18 protein-coding genes are annotated in these 16,260 nt (G+C 73.8%); 11 read left to right on the top strand and 7 right to left on the bottom strand.

The annotated features are described in order from the left end of the window. Window positions 1-115: 115 nt before the first annotated feature. Window positions 116-946, top strand: coding sequence for a DeoR/GlpR family DNA-binding transcription regulator (locus tag ALMP_RS30110; RefSeq protein WP_264933945.1), 831 nt, complete (start codon window positions 116-118; stop codon window positions 944-946). Between the two features lie 51 nt (window positions 947-997). Next, a complete protein-coding gene (locus ALMP_RS30105) occupies window positions 998-1,474 on the top strand; it encodes an SRPBCC family protein (protein ID WP_264933943.1) in 477 nt (158 codons plus the stop codon). Window positions 1,475-1,519: 45 nt separating this feature from the next. On the opposite strand, the gene ALMP_RS30100 is transcribed toward ALMP_RS30105, so the two are convergent. Continuing rightward, window positions 1,520-2,644 (bottom strand): PLP-dependent cysteine synthase family protein, encoded by a 1,125-nt coding sequence (locus ALMP_RS30100; protein ID WP_264933941.1) that lies wholly within the window; start codon window positions 2,642-2,644, stop codon window positions 1,520-1,522. 341 nt (window positions 2,645-2,985) lie between these two features. On the opposite strand from ALMP_RS30100, the gene ALMP_RS30095 reads away from it, so the two are divergent. From ALMP_RS30095 to ALMP_RS30070, 6 genes are all read left to right on the top strand, one after another. Then, on the top strand, window positions 2,986-3,309 hold the full coding sequence (locus ALMP_RS30095; protein ID WP_264933939.1) for a hypothetical protein: 324 nt from the start codon (window positions 2,986-2,988) through the stop codon (window positions 3,307-3,309). A gap of 212 nt (window positions 3,310-3,521) precedes the next feature. Next, a complete protein-coding gene (locus tag ALMP_RS30090) occupies window positions 3,522-4,070 on the top strand; it encodes an ATP-binding protein (protein WP_264933937.1) in 549 nt (182 codons plus the stop codon). Between the two features lie 229 nt (window positions 4,071-4,299). Then, window positions 4,300-4,872, top strand: coding sequence for a TetR/AcrR family transcriptional regulator (locus ALMP_RS30085; RefSeq protein ID WP_264933935.1), 573 nt, complete (start codon window positions 4,300-4,302; stop codon window positions 4,870-4,872). A gap of 26 nt (window positions 4,873-4,898) precedes the next feature. Then, window positions 4,899-5,477, top strand: a complete 579-nt coding sequence (locus ALMP_RS30080; protein ID WP_264934021.1) for a DUF4865 family protein — start codon at window positions 4,899-4,901, stop codon at window positions 5,475-5,477. After that, the gene (locus tag ALMP_RS30075) at window positions 5,474-6,382 is read left to right on the top strand and encodes a phosphotriesterase (RefSeq protein WP_264933933.1); all 909 of its coding nucleotides are present in this window, start codon (window positions 5,474-5,476) and stop codon (window positions 6,380-6,382) included. Before ALMP_RS30080 ends, ALMP_RS30075 begins: the two co-directional genes overlap by 4 nt. Before the next feature lie 194 nt (window positions 6,383-6,576). After that, window positions 6,577-6,762: a DUF1272 domain-containing protein gene (locus tag ALMP_RS30070; RefSeq protein WP_264933932.1), complete on the top strand. Its 186-nt coding sequence runs from the start codon at window positions 6,577-6,579 to the stop codon at window positions 6,760-6,762. A 19-nt stretch (window positions 6,763-6,781) separates the two neighbouring features. On the opposite strand, the gene ALMP_RS30065 is transcribed toward ALMP_RS30070, so the two are convergent. The 3 genes from ALMP_RS30065 to ALMP_RS30055 all read right to left on the bottom strand — a co-directional run bounded on the left by ALMP_RS30065 (window position 6,782) and on the right by ALMP_RS30055 (window position 9,724). Continuing rightward, window positions 6,782-7,678, bottom strand: coding sequence for an NAD(P)-dependent oxidoreductase (locus tag ALMP_RS30065; RefSeq protein WP_264933931.1), 897 nt, complete (start codon window positions 7,676-7,678; stop codon window positions 6,782-6,784). Between the two features lie 110 nt (window positions 7,679-7,788). After that, window positions 7,789-9,033, bottom strand: coding sequence for an ROK family protein (locus ALMP_RS30060; protein ID WP_264933929.1), 1,245 nt, complete (start codon window positions 9,031-9,033; stop codon window positions 7,789-7,791). A 28-nt stretch (window positions 9,034-9,061) separates the two neighbouring features. Beyond that, window positions 9,062-9,724, bottom strand: a complete 663-nt coding sequence (locus ALMP_RS30055; protein WP_264933927.1) for an alpha-ketoglutarate-dependent dioxygenase AlkB — start codon at window positions 9,722-9,724, stop codon at window positions 9,062-9,064. Window positions 9,725-9,791: 67 nt separating this feature from the next. Here ALMP_RS30055 and ALMP_RS30050 point away from each other — a divergent pair, with 67 nt between their 5' ends. Then, entirely contained in the window at window positions 9,792-10,952 is a 1,161-nt protein-coding gene (locus ALMP_RS30050) for a methyltransferase (RefSeq protein ID WP_264934019.1), read from the top strand. Here the strand turns inward: ALMP_RS30050 and ALMP_RS30045 are convergent. Beyond that, window positions 10,939-11,781 carry a class II fructose-bisphosphate aldolase gene (locus tag ALMP_RS30045; RefSeq protein ID WP_264933926.1) on the bottom strand — a complete coding sequence of 281 codons (843 nt, stop codon included), beginning with the start codon at window positions 11,779-11,781 and terminating at the stop codon, window positions 10,939-10,941. The two genes, ALMP_RS30050 and ALMP_RS30045, sit on opposite strands and share 14 nt — an antisense overlap. A gap of 18 nt (window positions 11,782-11,799) precedes the next feature. After that, window positions 11,800-12,681: an SIS domain-containing protein gene (locus ALMP_RS30040; RefSeq protein WP_264933925.1), complete on the bottom strand. Its 882-nt coding sequence runs from the start codon at window positions 12,679-12,681 to the stop codon at window positions 11,800-11,802. A 255-nt stretch (window positions 12,682-12,936) separates the two neighbouring features. On the opposite strand from ALMP_RS30040, the gene ALMP_RS30035 reads away from it, so the two are divergent. Further along, window positions 12,937-13,059, top strand: a complete 123-nt coding sequence (locus ALMP_RS30035) for a hypothetical protein (RefSeq protein ID WP_264933923.1) — start codon at window positions 12,937-12,939, stop codon at window positions 13,057-13,059. Window positions 13,060-13,275: 216 nt separating this feature from the next. Next, entirely contained in the window at window positions 13,276-13,626 is a 351-nt protein-coding gene (locus ALMP_RS30030; protein WP_264933921.1) for a hypothetical protein, read from the top strand. A gap of 178 nt (window positions 13,627-13,804) precedes the next feature. On the opposite strand, the gene ALMP_RS30025 is transcribed toward ALMP_RS30030, so the two are convergent. Next, a complete protein-coding gene (locus ALMP_RS30025) occupies window positions 13,805-16,153 on the bottom strand; it encodes an MFS transporter (protein ID WP_264933919.1) in 2,349 nt (782 codons plus the stop codon). Between the last annotated feature and the right edge of the window lie 107 nt (window positions 16,154-16,260).

Raw genomic sequence — 16,260 nt, 5'->3', positions numbered from 1 at the left:
GTGCGAGTATGGGACGCCCACACCCCCGCCGACCGGCACAATGTCCTCGTCGTGGCAGGTGTACGGGCGTGTCGGACGGAGTGGATCGGCTTGAGGCGAGAGGACCGGAGCGTACGTGAGTGAGAATCAGAACCTCCTCGCGGAGCAGCGCCGCGCCCTGATCCTGGACGAGGTGCGGCGCCGGGGTGGTGTCCGCGTCAACGAGCTGACGCGCAAGCTCGGCGTGTCGGACATGACGGTGCGCCGCGACCTCGACGCGCTGGCCCGTCAGGGTGTCCTGGAGAAGGTGCACGGCGGCGCGGTGCCGGTCGTGGAGGCGAGCACGCACGAGCCGGGGTTCGAGGCCAAGTCGGGTCTGGAGCTGACCGCCAAGGAGGACATCGCGCGGGCGGCGGCCGAGCTGGTCGCGCCGGGCAGCGCGATCGCGCTGTCGGGCGGGACGACGACGTACGCGCTGGCGCACCAGCTGGTCGACGTGCCGGACCTCACGGTGGTGACCAATTCGGTGCGGGTGGCCGACGTCTTCCATGCGGCGCAGCGCACCACGGGCCCCCGGCAGGGCGCGGCCACGGTGGTGCTGACCGGCGGGGTGCGCACACCGTCCGACTCGCTGGTGGGGCCGGTGGCCGACCAGGCGATCGCGGCGCTCCATTTCGACGTGCTCTTCCTCGGTGTGCACGGGATATCGGCGGAGGCCGGCCTGTCGACGCCCAACCTCGCGGAGGCCGAGACCAACCGGCGGCTGGTGCAGTCGGCGCGTCGGGTGGTGGTGGTCGCCGACCACACCAAGTGGGGTGTGGTGGGCCTGAGTTCCTTCGCGGCGCTGGAGCAGGTCGACACGCTGGTGACGGACGCGGGCCTGCCGGCGGCGGCGCGCGCGGAGATCTCCGATCATCTGCGGCGGCTGGTCGTCGCGGGTGAGCCCGACGAGGGTAGGGACAACTGAGGGGACACCGGCTAGGGTGACGCACCCGTCGACCGAGGGGGTTGCGTGGCCATGGCCCGTCGTCTGCGTCCGGTGGGGCTCGACTTCCTTTTGAGCGCGCCGGTGAGGCTGGTCTTCGCCCGGGAGATCTCCGCCGCGCCGGAGCGGGTGTTCCGCGCGCTGGCCGAGGACGTGCCCGGCTGGGCCGAGTGGTTTCCCCAGGTGAGGTCCGCGCGGCCGGTGGAGGGTGGTGCGGGGCGGGAGATCCGGCTCTCGGGCGCGGTCCGGTTCCGGGAGACGATCCTCGTGGCGCGGGCTCCCGAGGTGTACGCCTACCGCGTCGACACGACGAACGCGCCCGGCGTCCGGGCCCTCGTCGAGGAGTGGCGGCTGCTTCCGGCCGGCACCGGAACCCGCGTGCGGTGGACCTTCGCGGCCGACGGGACGGCGGCGTTCCGCCTGTTCATGAAGCCGGTCCGCGCCGCCCAGGGCCGCGCCTTCCGGGACGCGCTGACCCTGCTGGAGCGGCGCCTGGAGACGTCCGCGTAGAGGCCGGCGGGCGGGCCGCCGAGCACGCCGCCACCTCCACGGGGGTCACTCCGGCCACACGCCCGTCGCCAGCAGGGAACGGATCGCCGTGGTGTAGGGGGCGATGTCGAGGCCCTGTTCGGCGAGCCAGGTGTCGGAGTAGTACTTGTCGAGGTAGCGGTCGCCCGGGTCGCACAGCAGGGTGACCACACTGCCCTGGCGCCCCTCGGCCACCATCTCGGCGACGATCTTCAGGGCGCTCCACAGTCCGGTGCCGGTCGAGCCGCCCGCCTTGCGGCCGATGGCCTGTTCCAGGGCCCGGACGGCGGCCACGCTCGCGGCGTCGGGGACCTTCATCATCCGGTCGACGGCCCCGGGCACGAAGCTCGGTTCCATGCGGGGCCGGCCGATGCCCTCGATACGGGAGCCGCAGTCGCAGGTGACGTCCGGATCGCCGGTGGTCCAGCCCTCGAAGAAACAGGAGTTCTCGGGGTCTGCGACGCACACGCGCGTGTCGCGCTGTGTGTAGTGGACGTAGCGGGCGATGGTCGCGGAGGTGCCGCCGGTGCCGGCCGTGGCGACGATCCACGCGGGCTCCGGGAACCGCTCCAGCTCCAGCTGGCGGAAGATCGATTCGGCGATGTTGTTGTTGCCGCGCCAGTCCGTGGCCCGTTCGGCGTAGGTGAACTGGTCCATGTAGTGACCGCCGGTGTCCGCCGCGAGACGGGCGGACTCCTCGTACATGGTGCGCGGGTCGTCGACGAAGTGGCACTGTCCGCCGTGGAACTCGATCAGGCGGATCTTCTCGGCGCTCGTCGTGCGCGGCATGACGGCGATGAAGGGGACGCCGATCAGCTTGGCGAAGTACGCCTCCGAGACGGCCGTGGAGCCGCTGGACGCCTCGATCACCGGGCGGTCCGGACGGATCCAGCCATTGCACAGGCCGTAGAGGAACAGGGATCGGGCGAGGCGGTGCTTGAGGCTGCCGGTGGGGTGGGTCGACTCGTCCTTGAGGTAGAGGTCGATGCCCCACCGCTCGGGCAGCGGGAAGCGCAGCAGGTGGGTGTCGGCCGAGCGGTTGGCGTCGGCCTGGACCTTGCGGACGGCGTCTTTCAGCCAGCCGCGGTAGGCGGTGTCGGTGCGGTCGACGTCGAGGGTGGCGCCGGTCGGGGTCTGTTGGATGGTGCTCACGGCGGGGGCTCCTTGGTGCTTCGCTCGGGCGGCGCCTCACGCGGCCGGCACCTCGATCATAAGCACCTTCCACACGCTTCTCACCTGCATAAACGCATCTTTGGGAGGCTCAAAGGCGCCCCTGGGGAGGAAGCTCGCGGGGTGGGGGGCGCATTCGCGCGAGTGCTCCGGATGCCCCTCCCCGGCGTGTCGTGCGCACTGGTGCTCGACGCCGGGCGCGGGCAGACTGCACCCGGCGGGGCGAGGGTCCCGGACGGGGGCGCACACTGGATCACGACACGAGCTGGTCCCGGTCCGCGCGGCGGCACGGGCCGGCACACCCACGTGCAAGGGGGGCGGGGATGGCGGAGCCGGAGTTCACGGCCACGGGCGTGCGGATCGACAAGAGACTGCGGTCGCTCACCCGGGCCGGGCAGGTCCGGATCAACGACGGCAGGCTGGAGCTGCTCACCAGCTACGGCAGCGAGATAGACAGCGCTCCGGTGCAGGCGGTGCGTACCTCCCGGCCCTGGTTCGCGCCGGACGACAGGGCGCTGGCCGACCTCAACGGCAAGCGGTACCTGCTGACGCTCGGTGAGCACGACCCCGCGCCGGGCGAGCCGGGGCCACCCGCCGTGAGCCGGTTCATCGAGGCCGTGCGTCGGGCGGCGGGACGCGAGGGCTGATCCGGCCGCGAAGGGTGACCGTACCGGAACGGCGAGTTGCGGTCCGCAATCCCTTGCGTCACGCTGTTCTCACGTCACTCTGGGTTTACCGGCGATAACGCTGCGAACCAGCCCGCCGGCCACGACAGCAGGCGGCCGCCTCGCGCAGACGCACTGCTCCGATCGATCCGAACTCCGTGTTCTTCCGGACCTCACGTCGGGGAGTCGCAGCCGTGATCAGCAACCCAAGCAGGCACTGCACGGTGGAGCTTCAAGCCCTGCCGTCGCGGATCGGCCAGGTCCGCAGAATCGTATCGGCGCAGTTGCGCTACTGGCATCTCGATCCGCTCATAGACCGGGCCGCGCTCGGCGTGACGGAGCTGTTGACCAACGTCCACCTGCATGCCCAGCCCGACAAGACGTGCACCGTGGAGTTGGAGCTGCTGCTCGACCGGCTCACCGTCTCCGTGCGCGACCACGATCCGCGCCTGCCGGTGGTGGAGGACGTCGTGGCCGCCGACGACACCGACGGCCTCGCCACCTGTGGGCGCGGGCTCGCCATGGTGGCCGCGGTCAGCGAGAGCTGGGGCGCGCGGCCGGACGGCGAGTCCGGCAAGGTCGTGTGGTTCACGCTGCCGACGTCGGTCGGCGCGCGGGACCGGTCGGCACGGCCGCCGCGCCGTGCGCCCGCGGAGGCCGGCGCGCGTCCGTTCGCCGAGGTCGTGGGCGCCGACGACCGACGCCCGGCCCACGCTCCCGCCCGGTCCGCCGTCGTCGGCTGACCGGGCGGTGACCCTTTTACGGCCGCCGTGAGAAGGCCCGGTTCACAGCCGCCGTAAAAGGCCGGCGGTCCACGGCCGTACGGACTGCACCAGTCGGCTCGCGGCCGGTCGGCCGGCCGCAGCGGCACTCGGTGGCGGCGGCCCGACCAGGAGGCTCACCTCGCCGCCCGACCCCGGGCGGCCCGCCGCGCGCTCGATTTCTGTAACTACTAGTATGTACAGTTCCCTCATGAGCACCTCGGAGCGACTGATCGACGCCACCCGCGAACTGCTGTGGGAGCGCGGCTACGTGGGCACCAGCCCGAAGGCGATCCTGGAGCGGGCGGACGCCGGCCAGGGCAGCATGTACCACCACTTCAAGGGCAAGCCTGATCTCGCCCTGGCCGCGATCCGGCGGACCGCCGCGGAGATGCGGACCGCCGTCGCGGGAGTGCTCGACGGGCCCGGGACGCCGTACGAGCGGATCGAGGCGTATCTGCGGCGGGAGCGGGACGTGTTGCGGGGCTGCCCGGTCGGGCGGCTGACCATGGACCCGGACATCGTCGCCAGCGAGGAGCTGCGCGCCCCGGTCGAGGAGACGCTCGGCTGGGTCCGGCAGCGGATCGCCGCCATCGTCGAGGAGGGCAAGGAGCAGGGGCACTTCGCGCCCGGCCTGGACGGCGCGGAGATCGCGACGGCCGTCCTCGCCACCGTCCAGGGCGGCTACGTCCTCGCCCGCGCCTGTGGCGACCCGGCCGCCTTCGACGCGGGTGTGCGCGGACTGCTGTCGTTGCTCGCCCCCCACAACTCCCCGTCCGCGTGAGCACGATCAACCCCGAGGAGACGCCGATGCACGCCATGCAGTACGAGCTCACCCTGCCCGCCGACTACGACATGGGCGTCGTCCGCGACCGGGTCGCCCGGGTCGGGCACCTGCTCGACGACTGGGAGGGGCTCGGGTGCAAGGCGTATCTGATACGTGAGCGCGGTGAGCGGGGCTCGTCGGTCAACCAGTACGCCCCGTTCTACCTGTGGAACACGGTCGACGGCATGAACTCCTTCCTGTGGGGCGGCGGTTTCCAGGGCCTCGCCGACGACTTCGGGCGGCCGTCGGTACGGCAGTGGACCGGGCTCGCGCACGAGGCCGGCGGTGGCTCGCTCGCCCGGTACGCGGTACGGCGACGGCAGCCCGTGCCGGAGGGGGCGCGGCTCGCCGAGGTGGCGCGGGACACGGTGCGGGAGGCCGGGCGGCTGGCCGCGCAGGACGGCGCGGTACTGGCGGCGGCAGGCGTGGACACGAGCCGCTGGGAACTCGTGCACTTCTCGCTGTGGGAGCACGACACGCCCGAGGCGGACGGTGACGTGTACGAGGTGCTGCACCTGTCGGCGCCGGGGCGGCACCGGCTGCCGCTGGGGCGCCGGTGGTGAGCACGGTCCGTACGGTGCTCGGGGACGTGCCGCCCGGGCGACTGGGCGTGTGCGACGCGCACGACCATCTGTTCCTCGCCAGTCCCCGACTGCCCGGACAGGAGCTGCGGAGCAGGTCGGCGGCGCGGGCGGAACTCGCCGCGTTCCGCGAACAGGGCGGCGGGGCCGTGGCGCAGTGGACGCCGTACGGGATGGGGCGGCGGGCCGCCGAACTGCCGGCGCTGTCCCGGGAGACCGGCGTGCACATCGTCGCCGCGACCGGGCTGCACCAGGACGTCCACTACACCGAGGGGACGCTCGCCGGGCTGCGCGGGCGCCTCGCCGAGGTGTTCGTGGCCGAACTGACCGACGGCATCGGCACATCGGGGGTGCGGGCCGGGTTCGTCAAGGTCGCGGGCGGGTTCCACACCCTCGACGCGCACGCCCGCTGGACCATGGCCGCGGCCGCCGAGGCCCACCACGCGACGGGCGCGCCGATCGCCGTCCACCTGGAACTGGGCACCGGCGCACTCGACGTGCTGGACGTGCTGTGCGGGGAGCGGGGCGTGCCGCCGGGGCGGGTGGTGCTCGGGCATCTCAACCGCTGCCCCGACCCCGTGGTGCACCGGCAGGCGGCGGAGGCGGGCTGCTACCTGGCGTTCGACGGCCCGTCCCGCGCTCATCACGCCACGGACTGGCGGATGCCGGAGGCCGTACGGGCGCTGGCGGAGGCCGGTCACGGCGACCGTCTGCTGCTGGGCGGTGACACGACGACCGCGGCGGCCCGGTCGGTCGACGGCGGCCCGGGGATGCCGTATCTGCTGCGCCGGGTGCGGCCCCGGCTCGCTCTCGCCGTGGGCGAGGAGCTGGTGGCGCGTGTCCTCACGGAGAATCCCGGGCGTGCCTTCGCGGTGGAGTGGCGCTGAGCGCGCGCGATCTCCGCCGCGCCACCGCGCCGACCGCACACGCGACACGCGTCTTCGTCCCCGCCGCGGGCTCGTGCCGCCCCGAGGTGGCCCGATCGTGTTGATCTTTGACCTGACGTGACGCTGCCGGCCGTCCGCGGCCGGGTCACGATTAGTACGACCACACCTCACCCCGCCGAAGGAGCAGTACGCCGATGGCCCTGGAGATGCGCGACCGCTGCGAGCGCTGTACGACGGCCGCCCTGCCGCACGACGCGCCGGCCCTGATCTGCTCGTACGAGTGCACCTTCTGCGTGCCGTGCGGCAAGGCCATGAGCACCGTCTGCCCCAACTGCGGCGGCGAGTTGGTGGCCCGGCCCCGCCGCGCGCTGCCGGCGTGACGGCGACGGGCCCGGCCCCTCAGCCGTTCTCGGAGGGCTGGTCGTCGAAGCTGGCGAAGTAGGCGGCGGCCATGTCCTCCTCGGCGTGGCCCTGGGCCGCGGCCCGCTCCAGGCGCTCGGCGCTCGCGGCCGCCACGTCCAGACGGACTCCGGCGCTCTCGCCGGCCTCGACGATCAGACGGGCGTCCTTCGCGGCGGTCGCCACGCCGAACTGGGCGGGCGTGAGCCGGTCCTCCAGGACGAGGCTTGCCTTCGCCCGCAGGTAGCCCATGTCCAGGGGGCCGTCGGCGATCAGCTCGAAGAAGGCGTGCGGATCCACGCCGAGCCCTTCGGACAGGGCCAGGACCTCGCCGGCCGCGGCGGTGGCCGCGATCACCCAGCTGTTGGCGACCAGCTTCAGCCGGGTCGCGCTGCCCGCCGCGCCGTCCTCGCCGGTCCACACCGTGCGGGCACCCACCGCGTCCAGGACGGGGTTCACCGCGTCGCGGTGCTCGGTGGGGCCGGCCGCCAGCACGGTCAGCCGGCCGGCCTCGGCGGGCTGCCGGGTGCCGAGGACCGGCGCGTCGAAGAACACCAGGCCGTGCTCGCGCGCGAAGGCCGCCAGCTCCCCGATCGCGTCGATGCCCGCCGTCGTCGACTGCACCCACGCGACGCCGGGACGCAGTGCGGGAGCGGCCTCGCGCATCGCCTCCAGGGCGGCGGGACCGTCGTACACCATGGTCAGGACGGCGTCGGCGCCCCGCACCGCCTCGGCGGGGGTCCCGGTGACGGTGACGCCGTCGGCGGTCAGCGGCTCGGCCTTGGCGCGGGTGCGGTTCCAGGCGCGGACGGTGTGTCCGGCGCGGGCGAGGTTGCGGGCCATCGCGGCGCCCATGATGCCGGTGCCCAGGACGCTCACGATGAGCTTGTCGGTCATGACGTCAACTCTCCTGCCGGTGCGCTTGCTTCGAGGCGGGGCCGGACGAGCACCCGGCCGCCCAGGCATGCAGCATACGAAGGATCACCTCGGCGGCGGGCGCACCGGCCTCACACCCCGCTCAGCGCCGCCAGCGGGTCGTCCAGCACCGGCTGCCAGGCCAGTTCCGCCGCGCCGACCAGGCTGTTGTGGTCGAGGGTGCAGGAGAGGATGGGGACGCCGCCGCTGCGTCCCCACAGGCTGCGGTCGGCCACGACCGCGCGGAGGCGGTCGGGGTCGGTGTCGAGGAGGGTGCGGTGCAGGCCGCCGAGGATGATGCGGTCCGGGTTGAGGATGTTGACCAGACCGGCGAGACCGAGGCCGAGGCGGTCGATGAGGGCCTCGGTGGCCGTGCGCACGACCGGGTCGGCGTACTCCTCGCGGATCAGCTCGTTGGCCTGCTGGAGCAGGGATCCCTCGGGGCCGCGTGCACGGCCGGCGGTGGTGAGGAGGGCGAGCGGATCGGCCTCGACGTCCAGGCAGCCGCGGCTGCCGCAGTGGCAGGGGCGGCCCTCGGGGTTGACGGTGAGGTGCCCCACTTCGAGCGCGAGGCCCGAACTGCCGGTGTGCAGACGGCCGTCCAGAACGAGCGCGCCGCCGACACCCCGGTGCCCGGTGGCCACGCACAGCAGGTCGCGGGCACCGCGTCCGGCACCGTGCCGGTGTTCGGCGAGGGCGGCGAGGTTGACGTCGTTGGCGGCGAAGACGGGGCCGGTGAGGCCGGCCGCGCGGACCCGCTCGGCGAAGATCTCGCGCACCGGTGCCCCCACCGGCCAGGCCACGTGCAGCGGGTTCAGGGCCAGGCCCTCGGGCTCGGCGACCGCGGACGGCACGGCAAGTCCGGCGCCCACGCAGCGGCGGCCGGTGTCGCGCAGCAGTTCGGCGCCGGCCTCCACGACGGTGGCGAGCACCTTCGCCGGGTCGGCGTCGACGGTCTCGCAGCCGGGCGTGGTGGCGACGATCTTCCCGCCCAGGCCGACCAGCGCGGCCCGGAACCCGTCGGCGTGCACCTGGGCGGCGAGGGCGACGGGTCCGTCCTCGGCGAGTTCCAGGCGGTGCGAGGGGCGGCCCTGGGAGCCGGCCGCCGCCGCGGGCCGCGCGTCGACCCGGATCAGGCCGAGCGCCTCCAGTTCGGCGGCGACCGCGCCGGCCGTGGCGCGGGTGACGCCCAGTTCGGCGGTGAGCACCGCGCGCGTGGGGGCCCGCCCGGTGTGCACGAGCTCCAACGCGGGCCCGAGCGCTCCGCGCCCTCGGTCCAGCCGCGCCCTCGAGGTGGTCCCATCCCCCGCCTGCCGGGGGTCCGCCTTGCCGCTCATGAGGGGGAGTCTCCCATGATCCGTTCGGTCAGGTGGCGTCCGGGAAGCCACTGACGCGCAGGGTCACGTTCAGCCGCCCGGTCAGCCCGAGCCCCCCGGGGGCCGTCCCCGGAAGGACCCGCGGCACCCCGTGGTGGGCGAGCCGGGACGGCCCGCCGAACACGAACAGGTCACCGCTGCGCAGCTCCACGTCGGTGTAGGGGCGGGTACGGGTCTCGGTGTTTCCGAAGCGGAAGACGCAGGTGTCGCCGAGGCTGAGGGAGACCACGGGCGCGTCGGACCGCTCGTCGGCGTCGCGGTGCATGCCCATGCGGGCGTCGCCGTCGTAGAAGTTGATCAGTGCGATGTCGTACGCCGCCGGGCCGACGTGCTCCGGCCCGAGCGCGTCGGCCACCGCGCGCCTGCCCAGGTCGCCGAGCCAGGCCGGGAAGGGCTTCACGGGCGCGCCGTCGCCGTCGACGGCCGTGCGGGCGTAGCCGTAGGGGTACCAGTGCCGGCCGAGGCAGACCTGGCGGGCGGTCATCGTGCCGCCGCCGGGGGTGCGGACGGTGCGCAGGCCGGCGGGCGGCCGGGCCCACGCCCGGCAGGCCTCCAGCAGCTCCCGCTGGCGGGCCGCGTCCAGCCAGTCGGGCACGTGCACCGCGCCCGGGGCGATCCGAGCGCGTTCCCGGGGAAACAGCTCGCTGTCCATGGCCCCATCCTCCCCCACCGGGTCTGAGCTGCGACTCGGCTAGCCTTGACCCACGATGGACGACCGTATGACGACGCCGTGGGGCCGGCTCGCGCTGGCCCGCCACCCCGAGGATCCACGCGACAGGCTGCGTGCCTGGGACGCCGCCGACGCGTATCTGCTGCGGCACCTCGCCGAGCGGGAGCTGCCGCTGTCCGGGACGGTCGTGGTGCTCGGCGACCGCTGGGGCGCGCTGGTCACGGCGCTCGCGGCGCACCGGCCGGCGCGGCTGGAGGACGGCCGGCCGGCGCAGATCACCGACTCCTGGCTCGGGCAGGAGGCGACCCGGGCGAACCTCGCCCGCAACGGTGTCGAGCCCGGTTCGGTGCGGCTGCTCACCACCCAGGACCCGCCGCCCGGGCGGGTCGACGTGCTGCTGGTACGGGTGCCGAAGAGCCTCGCGCTGCTGGAGGACCAGCTGCTGCGGCTCGCGCCCGCCGTGCACGCGGGGACGGTCGTCGTCGGCACCAGCATGGTGAAGGAGATCCACACCTCGACGCTGCGGCTCTTCGAGCGGATCCTCGGCCCCACCCGGACCTCCCTGGCCGAGCAGAAGGCCCGGCTGATCTTCTGCGCCCCGGACCCGTCGCTGGAGCGCCCGGCCAATCCCTGGCCGTACCGCTACGACCTCCCCGACGGCCTCGGGCCGCTGTCCGGCCGGCCGGTCGTCAACCACGCGGGGGTGTTCTGCGCGGACCGGCTCGACATCGGCACCCGGTTCTTCCTGGGGCACCTGCCGCGGACGCGCGGCGCCCGGCGGGTGGTCGACCTGGGCTGCGGCAACGGCATCGTCGGGACGGCGGTGGCGCTGGCCGACCCGGGGGCCGAGGTGCTGTTCACCGACGAGTCGTTCCAGGCGGTGGCCTCGGCGGAGGCGACGTACAAGGCGAACGGGGTGCCGGGGCACGCCGAGTTCCGGGTCGGGGACGGGCTGGCGGGGGTGCCCGACGGCAGTGTGGACGTGGTGCTGAACAACCCGCCGTTCCACTCCCACCAGGCGACGACGGACGCCACCGCGTGGCGGATGTTCACCGGGGCGCGGCGCGCGTTGCGGCCGGGCGGGGAGCTGTGGGTCGTGGGCAACCGGCACCTGGGCTACCACGTGAAGCTGCGGCGCCTGTTCGGCAATGGTGAACTGGTCGCCGGTGACCGGAAGTTCGTGGTGTTGAAGGCGGTCAGGCGGGGGTGAGCCCCACCCCGGTGAGGATGTGCTCGACGGTCCGGGCCATCGCCTCCCGGCCCGCGCTCAGGTAGGTGCGGGGGTCGACCGCGTCCGGGTGTGCGTCGAGGTGCTCCCTGATCGCGCCGGTCAGCGCCTGGTTGAGGGCGGTGCCGATGTTGACCTTGGCGATGCCGCCGGCCACGGCCGCGCGCAGCTCGTGGTCCGGGACGCCGGAGGAGCCGTGCAGCACGAGCGGCACGTCGAGGGCCGCGGCGAGCCGCTCGAGCAGATGGTGGTCGAGGGTGGCCGTGCGGGTGGTCATCGCGTGGACGCTGCCGATGGCGACGGCCAGGGCGTCGACGCCCGAGTCCGCGACGAACGCGCGGGCCTCAACGGGGTCGGTGCGGGCGCCGGGCGCGTGGGCCCCCTTCCCGCCGATCTCCCCCAACTCGCCCTCGATCCAGAGGCCTTGACCGTGTGCCCGGTCGACGGCGGACCTGGTCGCGGCGAGGTTCTCGGCGTAGGGCAGGCGGGAGGCGTCGTACATCACGGAGCTGAAGCCGGCGTCCGCCGCCTGCACGAGCAGTCGGTCGTCCTGGACGTGGTCGAGGTGCAATGCGACGGGTACGGCGGCCCGTTCGGCAGCGGTGACGGCGGCGCGGGCGAGCGGGAGCGGGCGACCCCGGCGGAACCGGACGGCGTTCTCGCTGATCTGGAGGACGACGGGCGCGCCGGCGGTCTCGGCGCCGGCGATGACGGCCTCCACGTGTTCCAGCGTGATGATGTTGAAGGCGGCTACGGCGGTGCGGGCCGCGTGGGCGCCGGTGACCAGCTCGCCGGTGGTGGTGAGGGACACGGTGTCTCCTCCGCTCGGTCAGGGGGCGAGGATCACCGAGCGGGTGAGGTGGCGGGGCCGGTCGGGGTCCAGGCCCCGGGCGGCGGCCAGGGCGACGGCCAGGCGCTGGGCGCGGACCAGTTCCGCGAGGGGGTCCAGTGTGCCGGGGATCCACAGCGCGCCGGTGGCGCGGACTTCTTCGGGGAGGCCGTCGGGCGCGTCGCCCAGCATCCAGGTCGCCGAGCCGCCGGTCGTGACGCTGATGGGGCCGTGCCGGTACTCCATCGCGGGATACGCCTCGCTCCAGGCCAGTGCGGCTTCGCGCGTCTTCAGCGCGGCCTCGTGCGCCAGGCCGACGGTCCAGCCGCGTCCCAGGAAGGTGAACTGGCCGCATCCGAGGAGCTGTTCGGGCAGCGGCTCGGCGAGGGCGGTACGGGCGTCGGTGACGACGGAGTCGGTGTGCAGGCCGAGGTGGGCGCGGAGCAGGGTGAGGGCGGTGGTGGCGAAGCGGGTCTGGACGACGGAGCGTTCGTCGGCGTAGGGCAGGACCACGAGGTGGTCGGCGGCGTCCTTGACGGGGGTGTGCGGGTCGGCGGTGATCGCGGTCGTGCGGGTCCGTCCGCGCAGCCGGGCGAGCAGGTCGAGGACCTCGGTGGTGGTGCCGGAGCGGGTGAGGGCGACGACGTGGTCGTAGCTGCGGAGGTGGGGGAACTCCGAGGCGGCGAACGCGTCGCTCTCTCCGTGGCCGGCGCCCTCGCGCAGGGCTGCGGCGGCGCGGCCCATGAAGTACGAGGTGCCGCATCCCACGAACGCGACGCGCTCGCCCCGTCGTGGCAACTGTGGTGTGTGCCGGGCCACTTCGGCGGCGGCGCGGGCCCAGCACTCCGGCTGGCCGGTCAGCTCGTCCTCGACGTGCGTCATGTCCCACCCCTCGCGACGGTGACGGTCCCCGCACCATAGAGCCGTGCCGCCGCGCACGGCGAGGGCGCGGCGGCGGTCGGCGGTCGCCGGTGAGACCGTGGGCCGGTCGGACGGTGGCGCTGTGCCGCTCCAGCAGGGAGCGGTGGATCTCCGCGGCGCGGACCGCGGTGGTGGACAGCAGGGTGGAGGTCAGTCCGCGGGTGTGCTCGGTGCCGCCCTGGGCGTAGGTCCACCATGTCGACGACCGAGTAGTTGGTGGACCGGGTGGAGGCCGTGGGCCTCTTCCCGCGCACCTCCGTCGGGAAGATCGACAAGAAGGCGCTCGGGCACCGGATCGCGGAGCGGCTCCGCGCGGAGAGCGGCGGTGGCGACGGCTGACCCCGGCGCCACCGTACGACGCCCCGAACGGCCGCCGGTACGCGGGCGGGCCCCGCCCGCGCCGTCTGCTGGTCAGGGCGCTGGTGCTGCCGCCCCGTCGCGGCGACGCCCGGCCTGGCCGTCGGCTCACGCCCGCCGGCACCTCCGACGGTGGTCTTCGGCCCGTACGGCGACCAGGTTCCGTCCGGCCGCTCGCGGCGCCGTAGGCTCCAGGTCATGCACAGCACTCTGACGGAGCACGCCCGGTGTCTCTATGGAGACGAGTACCGGCCCGCCCCGCAGTGCGGGCTCGACCATCGGGAGCACTACTTCGTCGAGGAGCTGACGTTCGCCGACGCGGAGTCGATCCTCGCCATGCTGCGTGCGCTCTGCCCGCACGTCGTGGACGGCAATCTGCCGGTCTGGATCCGGAATCTGGCCTATCGACTGGTGCTTCTGCAGCGGCCGGACGAGCCGGCGCTCCTGCGGGAGGCCGCCGAGAACCTGTGGATGCACGGCCCGGACTGGGACGACATCGCCACAGATCTGGCGAGGCGGGCCGACGCGCTGGACGCGGCCCGAGAGTGAGCCGCTTTCTGGGCGAGTCGGAACCCGACGGGTCCTGGCCCGAGCAACCGGACCCAGGCGCCGCCCGCGCCGACGAGACGCTTCTGCTCTGCGGCGCCTACCACGCCGACTCCGGCCGGTTGAGTGTTCCGCGGAGGGGTGGCAACGGACGAGCGCCGGTCAGGAGCACGACGTACAGCTAGTCGGTGGCGTGGGCCAGTTCGACGTCATGGCCGTCGATGTCGCCGCCGGACACGCTCACTCCGGCCGCGCGCGGCGGATACCCCGTCGCGATGACCGTGTACTGGCCGGCGTCCAGGTCGCCGAAGGCGTAGACGCCGTCGCGGCCGGTCGTCGTGGTGGCGACGACGTTGCCGGCGGCGTCCACCAGCGTCACCCGCGCGTCGCCCAGCGGGGCGCCCGCGCCACGGACGGTGCCCCGTACCTGCGCGCCGGGCCGCAGTTCGACGTCCACACGGGTGATGCCCTGGCCGCCGACCTCGACGGGCAGCGCCACCGGCCGGTGCTTGGGCGAGCTGACGGCGAGGGTCACCGGGCCCGGCACCAGCTCGGCCAGGGTGAACTCGCCGACGCCGTCGGTCTGCGCCGTGGCGAGCACGTCGCCTCGGACGTCCGTGACGATGACCACCGCCCCGGCCACGGGCGCCCCGTCGTCCGCCGACCGCACGACACCGGTGAGCCCGCTGCCGCCGCTGAGCAGCACGTCGTACGTCACCGGCGTGGCGCCGACCACGACGGTCGTGGCCTGCGGCCGGTGACCTTCGGCGGAGGCGATCAGCACGTACGTGCCCTCGCCCGGCGCCTCGGTCGCGTAGGAGCCGTCCGCAGTGGTCACCGAGCGGCTCAACTGCCGTCCGCCCAGGGAGATCAGCGTCACCGCGGCCCCGCCCACGGGCGCGCCTTCCACGCCCCGCACCCGGCCGCGCACCGGATGCCCGCCGCCGGCCGGTGTGCCGTCGGCCAGCCCCGGCACCGTCGCGACGAGCTCCGCGACGGCACGGGCCAGCGGTACGGCGACGGCGGCGCCCACGGCCTCCTCCCCCGCACGCGCGGCAGGGCTCTCGGCAGCGCCGGCGGCTTCTTCGGCGTCTTTTTCGGCGGCCCCGGCGGTGGCCTTCCGGCCCGGAAGGAACGCCGCGACGACGAAGGCGAGCACCGCCGCTCCCGAGCCCACACCCATGACCACCTTGAACCCGTTCTCCGAGGGCAGCGCGGTGGCGCCGAAGGCCGTGGTCATCTGAGCCAGGATCACACCGGCGACAGCACTGGCCGTTGACGTGCCGATGGAACGCATCAGGGTGTTGAGGCTGTTCGCGGCGGCCGTCTCGGAGGGGTCCACGGCGCCCATGATGAGCGCGGGCATGGCGCCGTAGGCGAAGCCGATGCCGGCGCCGATGACGCAGGTGACCACGACGAGCTGCCAGACGGCGTCCATCATCACGATGTTGAGGCCGTATCCGGCCGCCACGATCACGGCGCCCACCATCAAGGTCACCTTCGGGCCCCGCGCCCTCGACAGAAGGGCGGAGACGGGCGCCATGGCCATCATCACCAGGCCCGCCGGCGCCATCACCAGACCGGCGTCCAGCAGCGACCTGCCCAGACCGTAGCCGGTGGCCCGCGGCAGTTGCAGGAGCTGTGGCAGGACGAGCGACATCGCGAACATGGAGAAGCCGAACGCCACCGACGCGAGGTTGGTCACCAGCACCTGACGGCGGGCGGTGCTCCGCAGGTTCACCAGGGGCTCCCGGACGCGCAGTTCGAAGGCACCCCACAGGAGCAGGACGACGACCGCGCCCGCGAACAGGCCGAGGGTGGTGGTGCTGCTCCAGCCCCAGTCGGCGCCCTTGGAGATCGCCAGCAGCAGGCAGACCAGCCCGGCCGCCATGCCGACGGCGCCCACGATGTCGAACCGCCCGCCGGTGCGCACCTTCGACTCGGGCACGGTCAGCGGCACCAGCAACGCGGCGACGGCACCGAGCCCGGCCGAGGTCCAGAAGAGCATGTGCCAGTCGAAGTGGTCGGCTATCAGCGCGGCGGCGGGCAGACCGAGCGCGCCGCCGACACCGAGGGAGGCGCTCATCAGCGCGGTGGCCGAGCCGAGCCGCTCGGCGGGCAGTTCGTCGCGCATGATGCTGATGCCGAGCGGAATGACGCCGGACGCCAGGCCTTGCAGCGCACGCCCGACGATCATCGGGGCCAGCGAGTCGCTGAGGGCGGCGGTGACCGATCCGGCGATCAGCACCAGCAGGCTGACCATGAGCATGCGGCGCTTGCCGTACATGTCGCCGAGCCTGCCCATCACGGGGGTGGCGACGGCGGCCGCGAGGAGCGTGGCGGTGACGGCCCACGCGGTGTCCGAGGCGGGGGCGTCCAGCAGTTCCGGCAGCTGGGGGACGATCGGGATGACCAGGGTCTGCATCAGCGAGACCACGATCCCGCCGAAGGCCAGCACCGTCACGACGAGACCGGTCCGTGGCGCGGCGGGCTCCCCCGCCCGGTCGGACCTGGGGTGGACATGGGACACGGGTCGGGCCTCCGTGGGGAGATGCGGTCTGCACGACGCCCCGAAACCTATCCCTTGATTGACTTAAGCAAGAAGAGGATTCGGTAAGGGCGAAGTAAAGGTTCCGC

Source organism: Streptomyces sp. A012304 (assembly GCF_026008495.1).
Lineage (GTDB): Bacteria > Actinomycetota > Actinomycetes > Streptomycetales > Streptomycetaceae > Streptomyces.
Note: the sequence above shows the minus strand (reverse complement) of the source record. Positions and strands in the feature narration are given on the sequence as shown.